This is a genomic window from Sphingomonas degradans, assembly GCF_053502645.1.
On sequence record NZ_CP177172.1, the window covers coordinates 686,510 to 699,482 of the forward strand.

9 protein-coding genes are annotated in these 12,973 nt (G+C 68.1%); 5 read left to right on the plus strand and 4 right to left on the minus strand.

All coding sequences use genetic code 11. From position 1 onward, the window contains the following. The first annotated feature begins 10 nt into the window (after positions 1-10). The 3 genes from ACG3SL_RS03225 to ACG3SL_RS03235 are packed head-to-tail and all read left to right on the plus strand — an operon-like array spanning position 11 to position 6,344. Positions 11-2,926: a glycosyltransferase gene (locus ACG3SL_RS03225; protein WP_448663701.1), complete on the plus strand. Its 2,916-nt coding sequence runs from the start codon at positions 11-13 to the stop codon at positions 2,924-2,926. Positions 2,927-2,946: 20 nt separating this feature from the next. Continuing rightward, a complete protein-coding gene (locus ACG3SL_RS03230) occupies positions 2,947-4,413 on the plus strand; it encodes a tetratricopeptide repeat protein (RefSeq protein WP_448663702.1) in 1,467 nt (488 codons plus the stop codon). A 23-nt stretch (positions 4,414-4,436) separates the two neighbouring features. Then, positions 4,437-6,344, plus strand: a complete 1,908-nt coding sequence (locus ACG3SL_RS03235; RefSeq protein WP_448663703.1) for a hypothetical protein — start codon at positions 4,437-4,439, stop codon at positions 6,342-6,344. 1 nt (position 6,345) lies between these two features. On the opposite strand, the gene ACG3SL_RS03240 is transcribed toward ACG3SL_RS03235, so the two are convergent. Next, the gene (locus ACG3SL_RS03240; RefSeq protein WP_448663704.1) at positions 6,346-7,320 is read right to left on the minus strand and encodes a hypothetical protein; all 975 of its coding nucleotides are present in this window, start codon (positions 7,318-7,320) and stop codon (positions 6,346-6,348) included. Positions 7,321-7,455: 135 nt separating this feature from the next. On the opposite strand from ACG3SL_RS03240, the gene ACG3SL_RS03245 reads away from it, so the two are divergent. Together ACG3SL_RS03245 and ACG3SL_RS03250 are read left to right on the plus strand one after the other, a co-directional pair. Beyond that, positions 7,456-8,103, plus strand: coding sequence for a hypothetical protein (locus ACG3SL_RS03245; protein WP_448663705.1), 648 nt, complete (start codon positions 7,456-7,458; stop codon positions 8,101-8,103). Between the two features lie 53 nt (positions 8,104-8,156). Continuing rightward, complete coding sequence (locus ACG3SL_RS03250) at positions 8,157-8,555, plus strand: hypothetical protein (protein ID WP_448663706.1); 399 nt, start codon at positions 8,157-8,159, stop codon at positions 8,553-8,555. On the opposite strand, the gene cysN is transcribed toward ACG3SL_RS03250, so the two are convergent. From cysN to ACG3SL_RS03265, 3 genes are all read right to left on the minus strand, one after another. Beyond that, entirely contained in the window at positions 8,527-10,443 is a 1,917-nt protein-coding gene (gene cysN, locus ACG3SL_RS03255; protein ID WP_448663707.1) for a sulfate adenylyltransferase subunit CysN, read from the minus strand. The two genes, ACG3SL_RS03250 and cysN, sit on opposite strands and share 29 nt — an antisense overlap. Further along, positions 10,443-11,336, minus strand: a complete 894-nt coding sequence (gene cysD, locus ACG3SL_RS03260) for a sulfate adenylyltransferase subunit CysD (protein WP_448663708.1) — start codon at positions 11,334-11,336, stop codon at positions 10,443-10,445. The genes cysN and cysD overlap by 1 nt, the downstream gene beginning before the upstream one ends. Before the next feature lie 148 nt (positions 11,337-11,484). Further along, on the minus strand, positions 11,485-12,798 hold the full coding sequence (locus ACG3SL_RS03265; RefSeq protein WP_448663709.1) for a UDP-glucose dehydrogenase family protein: 1,314 nt from the start codon (positions 12,796-12,798) through the stop codon (positions 11,485-11,487). Positions 12,799-12,973: the final 175 nt, after the last annotated feature.

Here is a 12,973-nt window from a genome sequence, read left to right on the forward strand (position 1 = left end):
GCTTCGGCGAATGAGCGGGTTTGAGGTCAGGCAGATCGGGGTGGGCGGTGCGCTCATCCGGTGGCTGCGCGCCGATGGGGCGCCGCGCCATGCCGACCTGTTCAGCGGCGCAGCGCATGTGCTGCGCGAGGCGATCCTGCCGCTCGACCTGGGCGCGCTGCCCGCGCTGCCGCCGCAGGGCGAGGATACATGGCCCGCGCTTTCGATCCTGGGGCTGCTGCGCGGCGGGGCCTCGACGATCGCCGACGATGCGGACGGTTACGCGTGGGGCCTTGTGCCGCTGGGCGCGCTGACGACGCAATTCGCGCCGCCCTACGCCGTGTTTGACGGCGTGGCACTTGCTCCGTTGGTCCAAAGTGAGTCCGCACTCCCCGCGCCGGCGGCGACGGCGGGGGTTTCGGTCAGTGCGAGCGGGGGGTACCTGCTGGTCGCGGCGACCCGACGCCGACCGCGTGGCGAGGACAGCGGGCCCATCTATATCGTCATCGACGGGCGCATCCACGCCTGTGCGATGTTGTCGTGCCGCGACGGCGATCGCGGTGTGCTGGTGACGCTGCCGGCGGAGTTGCTCGACGGCGAACGGCACTGGATCGAAGTGCGCGACGGCGTGCTGGGCGAGACACTGCACGCGGGCGAGCATGTCTTCGACGCGATCGCGACGCCCGGCGCCGCGTTGCAGACGCATACCAATGCGATCGAGCGGCCCGGGCTCGTGCCCTTTGCCGAGCTGCGCTATCAGGGGCTGGTTGCGGCACTCGGGCGGCTGGCCGCGCTGCCGGATGCCGCGCCGGATTGGCTGGCGGTGGTCAGCGCGTGTCACCAATATGTGCTGCGCGGCCCGCAGCCCAACCAGCGGCGGTTCGAGCCGCGCCGCGTGCATGCCGCCGCGCAGCCGGATTTCTCGATCGTGATCCCGGTACACGACAAATTCTACTTCACCTATTTCGCGATCAACGCAGTACTCTACACGGCGGCGGGGCTGTCGTACGAGCTGATCCTGGTCGATGACGGGTCGAGCGACCGGACGCTGGATGCCGCCGCGATCTTTCCTGGCATCCGCGTGGTCCGGCACGAGGCGGCGCGGGGGTTCGTCGACGCCTGCAATGCCGGCGCCGCAGTCGCGACCGGCAAGCACATCGTCCTGCTCAACAACGACACCGAACCGCTTGGCCGGTGGCTGGAAGAGCTGCGGTTTCCGTTCACGGCATTCGACGCGGTCGCCGTCACCGGCGCGCGGCTGATCTATCCCGATGGCCGCTTGCAGGAAGCGGGCGGGATCGTGTGGGGCAATGGCAAGCCGTGGAATTATGGCCGGGGCGGCAATCCGGCGGAGCCCCGGTTCAACTATACGCGCCAGGCGGATTATGTGTCGGGCGCGGCGATCATGATCGCGCGCGACGTGTGGGAAGCGCTGGGCGGTTTCCCCGAACGCTATGCGCCGGGCTATTACGAGGACACCGACCTAGCCTTTGCCGTGCGCGCCAAGGGGATGCGCTGTGTGTACGCGGCAAAGGCGACGGTGATCCACCACGAGGGCGTCACGTCGGGCACCGATCGCCAGGGCGGCATGAAGCGGTTCCAGGACATCAACCGGCCCAAGTTCGAAGAGCGTTGGCGCCGCGCCTTTGCCCAGCATGGCGTCGAGGGTGTCTCGCCCGATCTGGAAAAGGACCGTGGGATTATCGGTCGCGTGCTGGTGCTCGATTACCAGTCGCCCCGTTTCGATCGCGACGCGGGCAGCTTTGCCATCAGCCAGGAAATGCGGATGTTCCAGGCGCTGGGGTACAAGGTGACGATCGCGCCGTTGAACTGCGCGCATCTGGGTATGTACACCGATGCCTATGAACGCGCGGGCATCGAACATCTGTATGCGCCTTTCTACACCAGTCTGGCGGACGTGATCGACCGGCGCGGCGCGGAATTCGACCTGGTCTATATCCATCGGTTCGGCACGGCGGCCGGGCTGATCCCGCGCATCCGCCAGCGCGCGCCCAAGGCGAAGATCGTGCTGAACTGCGCGGACGTGCATTTCCTGCGCGAGCTGCGCGCGGCACGGCTGGCGGAATCGAGCGCGTCCTTTGCCAAGGCGCTCAAGACGCGCGATGCCGAAGTCGCGGTGTTCCGCCAATGCGATGCGGTGCTGACCTATAGCGATGTCGAGCGCGGCGTGATCGAAAGCTATCTGGGGCTGCAGGCCAATGTCCGCATCCTTCCCTGGATCGCGGAGCCCGTGGATACCGGCGTGCTGGAGCGCCCGCGCGAAGGGATCGCGTTCCTGGGCAGCTATGACCACCAGCCCAATCGCGACGCCGTGGAATTCTTCCTCGCGGAATGCTGGCCCGAAATCCGCGCGCGCAACCCCGGCGTCACGTTCCACATCGCCGGCAGCGGGTTCGACGCGATGGCGCAGGAGATCGCCGACGATCGCGTCGTGATCGAGGGCTGGGTGGAAGATGCGGCGGCGTTTCTCGCGGCGCGGGCGATCATGGTCGCGCCGCTGCGGATCGGGGCGGGGATGAAGGGCAAGGTGATCGATGCGCTGCGCGTCGGCACGCCCTGTGTGCTCAGCGGGATCGCCGCAGAGGGGATGCGGCTGGAGGATGGCGTGGCGACGATTGCCGATACCCCTGCCGACTGGGTGGAGCAGGTGACGGCGCTGCTGGCGTCGGAAGCGCGGCGCCGGGACATGGCGCAGCGATCGCTGGACTTTGTCGAGCGCCATTTCTCCGAAGCGCACGCGCAGCGCGCACTGGCCACCATCCTTGCCTCGGTGGGGCTGCCCCATGCGATCGCGCCTGAGAATATGTCGGAAGCGGCGCTGGTCCAGCGGCGATCGATGCGCGAGCAGGCGCGCCTGTTCGACGTGCCGTCGCTGCCGGTTGCCGACAAGCCGGCGCGCCGCGCCCGCGTGAAGCGCGTCGCCTGAGCGGCGGCGGGCTGGGGGCAATGAAACAGGCAACGCTCGACACGCTGCTGCGCCAGGCCCAGTCCGCGCGCGATGCCGCGCAGTGGGATGATGCTGCGCGCCTGTTTCGCCAGGCCGAGGCGCTGGCGCCGGCGGCGGGGGAGATCAAGCACAACCTGGCGATGATCGCCTTTGCGCGCGGCGACCTTGCCACTGCGCGGCCGCTGGCGGAGGCCGCCACGGCACTGTCCCCCCGGCTGTGGCAGGCGCCGGCGCTGCTTGCGCGGGTGCATCAGGCGCTGGGCGATCCGGTGCGGGCCGAGGCGGCGCTGCAGGCCGTGCTGGCGATCGACCCGGCGAACGGCACTGCGCGGCTCGGCCTCGCCAATCTGGCGATGAATGCGTTCGGCGACGCAGAGGGTGCGCGCGCGCTGGTGGCGCCCTTGCTCGGCGATCCCGCGCATGGCGTCGATGCGGAACTGACCAGCCTGATGGCGGCGCTGTATCTGGATGCCGATGGCGCGGCGCTGAGCGCGCGGCTGACGGCGTTTTCGCAAGCGCATCTGCGGTTGCCGCGCAGGGCAGCGCGTACCCCGCGCGCGGGGCGGCGGCGCATCGGGCTGGTGTCGCCGCTGTTCACCAATTCGCCGGTCTATCACCTGACCTTCCCCGCTTTTGCCACGCTGGCCGCGTATCATGACCTCCACTGCTTCGCGCGGGGGACCAAGCAGGACGAGGGGACGGCGGCGTTTCGCGGGATCGCGACCGCGTGGCACGACGTTGCCCATCTCCCGCCGGACCAGCTGGCGGAGCGGATCGCCGCAGCGGAGATCGACATTCTGTTCGATCTGGGCGGCTGGGCCGATGTCGCTGGGCTGAAGGCGCTGTCCGCAAAGCCGGCGGCGCGGATGTACAAATGGGTCGGCGGCCAGTCGGCGACGACCGGCATCGACGCGTTCGATGGCTGGATCGGCGATGCGTGGCAGTCGCCCGACACTCTCCAGCCGCTCTATGCCGAACCGCTGGTCGCGATTGCGGGCGGCTATTGCGACTATGACCCGCCGGCGGCGGTGACCGCGCTGCACGGGACGCGCAAGCGCGGCGTCGCGCTGGTCGGGAACCCGGCCAAGATCGCGGCGGCGGCGATGCTGGCATGGCCGGAGGGGGTGGACCGCGTCGCGTTGATCGATCGCCGTTATGCCCATGCCCGCACGCGCGAGCGGGTGGAGGCGTTGCTGGCGGGGCGGGGCGTTGCGGTCGAGCGGGTGGAGGCGCCCGTCGGGCACCACGCCTATTTGCGCGAACTCGCCCGGTGCGAGGCAATCGTCAACACCCAGCCCTATGCCGCCGGGCTGACCGCAGTCGAGGCGATGGCGATGGGGGTGCGCGTGCTGGCGGGCCCCACGCTGAGCCCGGTGTTCGCGGCACGGCACCAACTGTCCCACGCCCGCACCAGCGGCCGAAATCCCGCACTCGCCGCGCAGCTGCGCGCGATTGTTGAAGCCTAACGAATCGCGATGCGAGGCCAGCCATGACCGTTCCGCTTACTCCGCCGCAACGCCAGGCCTGGCGCGTGATCCGCGCATCCGGGCTGTTCGACGCGCGCTATTACCGGATGCAACATCCGGGCGATGCGGCGCTGGACGATCCGCTTGCGCACTATGTCCGCGAAGGCGAGGCGCGGGGTTTGTCGCCGCACCCGCTGTTCGATCCGGCCTGGTACACCGAGCAACTGGGCGACACGCCGATGCCGATGGGCGCGCTGGTCCATTATCTGCTGGAGGGCGATGCCGCCCGCCGCCAGCCGCTGGCGGGTTTCGACATCGCCCATGTCGGGCGCCAGTTGCCGGATTCGAAGGTGCCAACGCTCGCTGGGTTTCTGCGCGCGCGTGACGACGGTCGCGTTCTCAATCCCAACCCGTTCTTCGATTATGGCGATTATCTGTGCGCCTATCCCGATGCGTGCGCGGAAGGCATGGATGGCTATGCGCATTTCATTCGAGTGGGGGCTGAGCAGGAGCGCGTCCCGCTGGTCGGATTCGACTGGGCGTGGATGCGGCGCCATTACCCGATGGCACGGGGCGGGGCGGACGCGTATCGCCGGCTTGTGCTCGACTGGAGCGGCAGGGGCCCGACGCCGGAGAGCGCCCGTGCGGTGTTCGCGCTGCTCCATGCCGCCCGCAGCGTCGCGCCCCACCCGCTCGCGGTGCCGCCGGCGCCCTATCTTCAGCGCGGCCCGGTTCGGATCGTCGGCCGGGACGGCGATCCGCAGGTGGCGGCGCTGGCGCGATTGTTCGCCGATGGCCAGCGACAGCCAGTGACGCTGGCCGATGCAGAGGCTGCGCCCGAAGCCGGGCGCGGCGCGGCGATCGTGCAGGGCGTGGATGCCGTGCGGGCGGCGGTGCCGCTCGCGGAGGCGGGGATGACCGTCACGCTGCTGCTCGATCGCGTCGATTTTTCGGTGATGGCGATGCTGGGCGCCCGCCGGTTCCAGGCCGCGCACGGTTCGATCCGGCTGGTGGTGCACAGCCGGACCCTGGCGGCGATGCTCGTGCGCGGCGGGTTGCCGCCGGCCTGTGTCGCGCTGGTGCCGCACAGCCCGGCGGCGATTGCGCCCGATCAGCATGCCGCCGGCGATGGCCTTCGGCTGGGACTGATCGACGCGGCTGCTAGAGGCGCCGATTGGTGCACCGCGCTGTCGCGGCTGGCGAAGACAGAGGGGCTGGCGCTGACGGTCGGGCCTGACGTGGAGGCCAGCGATGCGGACGCGATGCTGCTGTTGGGCGATGGGGATGGCTGGGCAGGGGCGGTGGCCGCCTGGGCGCACGGCGCCGGCGTTGTCACCACGCCGGACCATGTCGAGGTTGCGGATGCGATCCTGGCGAACCCCGTGCTGGGCGCCGTGGCCGTGCGATCGGATCGGCAGGCAATCCTATCGGCGCTGCGCGACGTTGCCATGGGCGATGCGCGAGCGGAGCGGCGGCGCAGCATGGCCCCGCTCGCCAATCGCCATGCCTATGGGCGCGCGGTGCTGGCGCAGGCGCTGCGCGCGCCGAGCATCGACGCCTTCGTGCTGGACGGCCGGGTGTCCCCGATTGCGCAGCAGAGCATGCCGGCGCGCACGATCGCGGTCGCGCGCGGTACGCCGCCCGACGCGTCACGCCTTGGCGCGATCCTGGAGCCGCTGGACGTGGCGGGCCTGCAACGTCGCGTGCGCGCGTCCGACGCCGACTATGTCCATATCGTGCGGGGAATCGTTTCGCCTCCCGCCGATTTCTATGCCGAGGGCGTGCGCGCGTTATCCGCTGCCGGCGCACCGCCGGTCCATGCCGGGCTGTGGCGGCGGGCCGACCTGGCCCGTCTGCTCATCGACCATGCGCGGACCGCGGAGCGCGCCGGCGAGCAATGGGAAAAGCTGCTCGCCGATCGCGCCTGCTAACTCAGGGCAGTCGGCGCAACAGCCGCTCGAAAAATCCCGGTGCGTTGTTGAAGCGCGGCGCAACCGGCTCGGGCGCTGGCCGGGCGACGACCTCTGGCACCGGTGGCGCGACGGGGGGCTCCACCTCGACCATGCCAGCGGCCATGGCGAGGCTGATGTCGTCGAGCGACATTTCATCGAGATCGGCAGCCGAGGGCATGCCATGCGCCTGCGCGACCGGCGGTTCCGCAACCGGGGGTGCCGGTGGCGCAACGGGCTCAGCAGGCACCGGCGCAGGGGCGGGGGCTGGTTCGGGGACAGCCGGAGCCGCCTTTGCCGGTGCCGCGACGCGTACGCGGAAGGGGCTTTCGCCCAGCGGCTGTCCTTCGGCGTCGCGGACATGGATCAGGTTCATGCCGCGCATCAACACGTCGCCAAGATCCATCGACCACCCGAACACCGTGCGGGATACGCCGTCCACCACGGCGATGCGCGGCTGGTCGGGCAGGAAGCTCACGGGCTCGCGTCCGTTGACATGGATGGTCACAACAGCGGTGTCGCCACCCGTTCCCATCACCCATCCGTCGATCCGCACATCGTCGATCAGCGCCGCGTCACCCTGATACAGCCGGGTCTCGCCGGGTTTGAGCGCGCGAATCTTGGACGGCGCATGGTGGATATACGGGCTCTTGCGAAGCGAAGTGCCATCGGGGAACCGGACATCGACCCGATTGGGGCCGGGTTTCAGGACCTTTCGCAGATCGACGCTCCAACCGCCCAGACCGTTGGACACGCCCTGGCGCTTAAGATGCGGCCTCGCCTCTTCGCTGAGAATGTCGAACGCCTCTTCGCCGTTCACGAACACCCGGACCTGGCACGGGTCGCCGCTACGCGTAACGGCCCAGCCGTTGAGAAACAGGCTGCCGGCAGAATTTACGATGCCGGAATAGTCGGGCCCAGTCTCGCTGTCTTTGTTCCTGCCCGTCGTTTCGGTCATGTATCGCACGCTTTATCGTTGGCCCGGCATTGACCTAGCACGGCAATCATGGGCACCAGAACAGGAATTCTGGATCGCCGGGGGGCCGTGATGCTAAAAATCGATCTTCCTCGCCGGCCGCGCGGGGTCTGAGCCATGGCAGGTGCCACGCTCTCGGTGCAGATCACCACGGTCGACGGCTTGCCCGACCATGTCGGGACGCCCGGGCAGCCGCTGGTCGTCATGCCCTTCATCGACGGCGCGATGGCGAATCGCTCTGCGCAGCAGCTGGCGCGCCGGGCGGGCAGCGCGGGCAAGCTGCTGTGCGTGCATGACGATGCGCGCATCGGCTTCATCCAGGTGGCGAACACGGTCTTTCGCCGCAGCCATGCCGCCGAAATCGCCTATGTCGCGCAGGACGCCTTTTCCAGCCGGAACTGGCTCGCGGTCGGGCTGCGCGGACTGCGTGGGCGGGGCGGCGGGCTGCTCGCGTTCAACGACGGTAAATGGGCGGGCGCGCTGGCGGGCTTCGGCATGGCCACTGCCGACTGGGCGCGGGGCAATTATGACGGCGACCTGTTTTTCGCAGGGTATAAGCGGCACTTCGCCGATGTCGAACTGACGCTGATCGCCATGCAGCAGGGCGTGCTGCGCTTCGATCCGCTGGCGATGGTGGTGGAAGTCGATTGGGAGAAGGACAGCGCGTCTGTGGATGCCGACGACCGCGCGCTTTTCCACGCGCGGCTCGCCCACGGCTTTGACGGGCGCGTCACCGATCCGCGGTTGCTCAAGCTGTTCAGCTGAAGCACCGCAGCACTGTCTTTTCTGCGGCACGCGGCGATGGCATAGCGCGCGCCATGTCGAAGCTGCGCCTGCCCTTCACCGCACATCAGATCAAGCTCGCCGCCTTTGTCGGCGCATGGTTCGCGATGCTGTGCGCCTATCCCATCTGGCACCACCACGTCATCACGCGGCTGGGCCCGGTCCTTCCGACGCAGCAGGCGGCGCAGCGCTGGCTCAGCGGGTTCGAGGCGGGCGAGGGCCATGCTTGCCTGCGCTGGGCATCGGACGACAAGGTCGAGCCGGTGCCGGGCGCCCCGGGCTATTACGCATCGATCCGGTGCAACACGCCGCAGGTGTTCATGCGCGAGGGGGTCGCGTTCCTGTTGCCCGCACTGGTCGTGCTGCTTGCCGTCGCCTTCTTCCGTTCGGGCAAGCCGCGCCCGGCTAAACGACGGGGGACCAAACGCCGATAATCTCCTCGACGATCCGCTCCGCCGCCGCTTCGGGCGTCGTGCGGGTGGTGTCGATGCGGATTTCCGGGTTGGCCGGCGGCTCATAGGGACTGGTGATGCCGGTGAAGTTGGCGATCTGGCCGGCGCGCGCCTTTTTATACAGGCCCTTCACGTCGCGGCGCTCGGCCTCTTCCAGCGGCGTGTCGATGAAGATCTCGAAGAACTCGCCCTTGGGCAGCATGCCGCGCACCAGATCGCGCTCGGCCCGGAAGGGCGAGATGAAGGCAGTAAGTACGATCAGCCCGGCGTCGGTCATCAGCTTGGCGACTTCGCCGACGCGGCGGATATTCTCGACCCGGTCGGCATCGGTAAAGCCCAGGTCGCGGTTCAGCCCGTGGCGGACATTGTCGCCGTCGAGCAGGAAGCTGTGCTTGCCCAGCGCGTGGAGCTTCTTCTCGACCAGATTGGCGATGGTCGACTTGCCCGACCCCGACAGGCCAGTGAACCAGAGCAGGCGGGGCTGCTGCCCCTTTTGCGCGGCATGGGCCTCGCGCGTGATCTCGATCGCCTGCCAATGGACGTTCTGCGCCCGGCGCAGTGCGAAGCGGAGCATCCCCGCCGCGACGGTGGCGTTGGTCGCCTTGTCGATCAGGATGAACCCGCCCAGGTCGTGGCTGTCGGCATAGGGCTCGAACACCAGCGCGCGATCGGTGGCGACTTCGGCGACGCCGATGTCGTTGAGCCGCAGCGTCTTGGCGGATGTCTTGGCCAGCGTGTTGACGTCGATCGTATGCTCGGGCTCGCGCACCACGGCGCTCACCGTCTGGGTGCCCAGCTTGAGCCAATAGGCGCGGCCGGGCAGCAGGTCCTGCGCGTCCATCCACACGATCGTCGCCTGGAACTGGTCGGCGGCCTGGGGCGGGGAATCGGCGGCGGCGATCACGTCCCCGCGCGAGCAATCGACTTCGTCCGCCAGCGTCAGCGTGACCGACTGGCCCGCGCCCGCCTCCGCCAGGTCGTCGCCCATCGCGACGATGCGCTCGACCGTGGTGGTGCGGCCCGAGGGCAGGATGCGGACTGCGTCGCCCGGCTTCACGCTGCCGCCGGCGATCAGCCCGGCAAAGCCGCGAAAGTCGAGATTGGGGCGATTGACCCACTGCACCGGCAGGCGGAAAGGCTTTGCCCGGTCGGCATCGCTGTCGACCTGCACGCTTTCCAGATGCGCGATCAGGGTCGGGCCGGCATACCAGGGCGTATGGGGCGACGGCGTCGTGACGTTGTCGCCGCGAAAGCCCGATAGGGGAATCGCAGTGAAGGCGCCGATCCCGATCTCGTCGGCAAAGGCGCGATAATCGGCGACGATCGCGTCGAAGGTCGCCTGGTCATAGTCGACCAGGTCCATCTTGTTCACCGCCAGCACGATATGGCGGATGCCGATAAGCTGGGCGAGGAAGCTGTGCCGCCGCGTCTGCGTCAGCACGCCCTTGCGCGCGTCGATCAGGATCACGGCGAGGTCGGCGGTGGAGGCGCCGGTCACCATGTTGCGGGTATATTGTTCGTGCCCCGGCGTGTCGGCGACGATGAACTTGCGCTTCTCGGTCGCGAAGAAGCGATAGGCGACGTCGATCGTGATGCCCTGTTCGCGCTCGGCGGCGAGGCCATCGACCAGCAGCGCGAAGTCGATTTCCTGCCCTTGGGTGCCGACCCGCCGGGAATCGCTTTCCAGCGCGGAGAGCTGGTCCTCGAAGACCTGCTTCGCATCGTATAGCAGCCGCCCGATCAACGTGGATTTGCCGTCATCCACAGACCCGCAGGTGATGAAGCGCAGCAGCGACTTGTTCTGGTGCTGGGCCAGATAGGCGGAGATGTCGGACGCGATCAGTGCGTCGGGGCGATAGGAGGATGCCATCAGAAATAGCCCTCCTGCTTCTTCTTCTCCATGCTCGCCGCCTGGTCATGGTCGATCGCGCGGCCCTGGCGCTCGCTGGTAGTGGTGAGCAGCATTTCCTGGATCACGGCTTCCAGCGTCGCCGCTTCGCTCTCCACCGCGCCGGTGAGCGGATAGCATCCCAGCGTGCGGAAGCGGATCGAGCGTTGGACCGGGACTTCGCCCGGATGCAGGCGGAAGCGTTCGTCATCGACCATCAGCAGCATCCCGTCGCGCTCCACGGTGGGGCGGGGGGCGGCGAAATAGAGGGGCACGATCTCGATCCCCTCGGCGAGGATATATTGCCAGATGTCCAGCTCGGTCCAGTTGGAGAGCGGGAACACGCGCATGCTCTCGCCCTTCGCCTTGCGCGCATTGTAAAGGTGCCACAACTCGGGGCGCTGCTGCTTGGGGTCCCAGCGATGGGTCGCGGTGCGGAAGCTGAAGATGCGCTCCTTGGCGCGGCTCTTTTCCTCGTCGCGCCGGGCGCCACCGAAGGCCGCGTCGAAGCGGTATTTGTCGAGCGCCTGCTTCAGCCCTTCGGTCTTCCACATATCGGTGTGGCGGCCACCATGGTCGAAGGGGTTGATCCCCTGTGCCTCGGCCTCCGGGTTCTTGTGGACGATCAGGTCCATGCCGGCGTCGCGCGCCGCCTTGTCGCGCAGTGCGTACATCGCGCGGAACTTCCACGTCGTATCGACGTGCAGCAGCGGGAAGGGCGGGGGCGCCGGATAGAACGCCTTTTTCGCGAGGTGCAGCATCACCGCGCTGTCCTTGCCCACCGAATAGAGCATCACCGGGCGCTCTGCCTCGGCCACCACTTCGCGCAGGATGTGGATGCTTTCGGCTTCTAGCCGCTGGAGGTGCGTCAGCATGGGCTGCGCAGGCGGGAGGGGGGCATGGGACGTCATTGCGGCTCGACCTAGAGGTTCGGTGCCGACGCTACGATCTAGATATTGTTTAGGCTATCCAATCGCGGATGCGCCCGTGCGGTCCACCGGTCCGCACGGGCGCATACATCGATCAGTCGCGCGGCTTGCCGACGCCCACCAGCGTCAGGCCTGCCTTTGCCGCATCGGCGGGCGGATAGATGTTGCGCAGATCGACCAGCAGCGGCGCCTTCATCGTCGCGCGCAGCCGGGCAAGGTCGAGCGCGCGGAATTCATCCCATTCGGTGACGATCACCAGCGCATCGGCGCTCTCGGCGGCGTCATAGGGGCTCGAGGCGAACACGACGTCGTTGAGCAGCGGCCGGGCCTGCTCGACACCCTCGGGATCATAGGCGCGGATGGTGGCGCCGCCATCCTGTAGCGCGGCGATGATCGACAGGCTGGGCGCGTCGCGCATGTCGTCGGTGTTGGGCTTGAAGGTCAGGCCCAGGATCGCGACGGTCTTGCCGCGCACGTCGCCGCCCATCGCCTTGATGACCTTGCGTCCCATCGCGCGCTTGCGGGCGTCGTTGACTTGTACGGTCGCCTCGACGATGCGCAGCGGGGTTTCGTTGTCCGCTGCCGTCTTCATCAGCGCGAGCGTATCCTTGGGGAAGCACGATCCGCCATAGCCGGGCCCTGCGTGCAGGAACTTCGCCCCGATGCGGTTGTCCAGCCCGATGCCGCGCGCCACTTCCTGGACATCGGCACCCACCTGCTCGCACAGGTCGGCGATTTCGTTGATGAAGGTGATCTTGACCGCGAGGAATGCGTTCGCGGCATATTTGATCAGTTCCGACGTGCGGCGCCCGACGAACAGCACCGGCGCCGACTGGTTGAGCGACAGCGGGCGATAGATCGCGCGCATCACGTCGCGCGCAGCTTCGTTATCGGTGCCCACGACGACGCGGTCGGGGCGCTTGAAATCCTCGATCGCGGCGCCTTCGCGCAGGAACTCGGGATTGGAGACGACCATCGCCCCGCTGTCGGGTGCGACTTCGGCGATGATGCGCTCCACTTCGTCGCCGGTGCCCACGGGCACGGTCGATTTGGTGACGATCACGCTCGCCTTGGTCAGGTTCTCGGCGATCTCGCGCGCGGCGGCGAAGACATAGGACAGGTCGGCATGGCCATCGCCCCTGCGGCTGGGCGTGCCCACGGCGATGAAGATCGCATCGGCATCGCGCACCGCCGAGGGCAGGTCGGTCGTGAACGACAGCCGGCCCGCGCGCACATTGGAGGCGACCAGATCGGCGAGCCCCGGCTCATAGATCGGCATGACGTTCTGATGCAGCAGCTCAATCTTGCGCGCGTCCTTGTCGACGCAGACCACCTCATGGCCGAAATCGGAAAAGCAGGCGCCGGAAACCAGGCCCACATAGCCCGTGCCGATCATCGCAATACGCACAGAAAGTCCCTTCGAGTTAGCTTTACGGGCGCCTTAGCGCAGCCTGCCCCCCGAACAAGGGGCTCAGGGAACGCCGATACCGCAAGCCTTGTAGCCGGTACCCGGCATTGCAGCGTTCCGACCATGCAAAAGGCGGCCGCAGCGGGCCGCCTTTTGCATGGTCGTCCGGGCCGGT

Excerpts from the sequence above, each read along its gene's own strand:
- ACG3SL_RS03245 (WP_448663705.1), top strand. The coding sequence starts at position 7,456 with ATGGCAGGTGCCACGCTCTCGGTGCAGATCACCACGGTCGACGGCTTG.
- ACG3SL_RS03235 (WP_448663703.1), top strand. The coding sequence starts at position 4,437 with ATGACCGTTCCGCTTACTCCGCCGCAACGCCAGGCCTGGCGCGTGATC.
- ACG3SL_RS03240 (WP_448663704.1), bottom strand. The coding sequence starts at position 7,320 with ATGACCGAAACGACGGGCAGGAACAAAGACAGCGAGACTGGGCCCGAC.
- cysD (WP_448663708.1), bottom strand. The coding sequence starts at position 11,336 with ATGCTGACGCACCTCCAGCGGCTAGAAGCCGAAAGCATCCACATCCTG.
- cysN (WP_448663707.1), bottom strand. The coding sequence starts at position 10,443 with ATGGCATCCTCCTATCGCCCCGACGCACTGATCGCGTCCGACATCTCC.
- ACG3SL_RS03230 (WP_448663702.1), top strand. The coding sequence starts at position 2,947 with ATGAAACAGGCAACGCTCGACACGCTGCTGCGCCAGGCCCAGTCCGCG.
- ACG3SL_RS03225 (WP_448663701.1), top strand. The coding sequence starts at position 11 with ATGAGCGGGTTTGAGGTCAGGCAGATCGGGGTGGGCGGTGCGCTCATC.
- ACG3SL_RS03250 (WP_448663706.1), top strand. The coding sequence starts at position 8,157 with ATGTCGAAGCTGCGCCTGCCCTTCACCGCACATCAGATCAAGCTCGCC.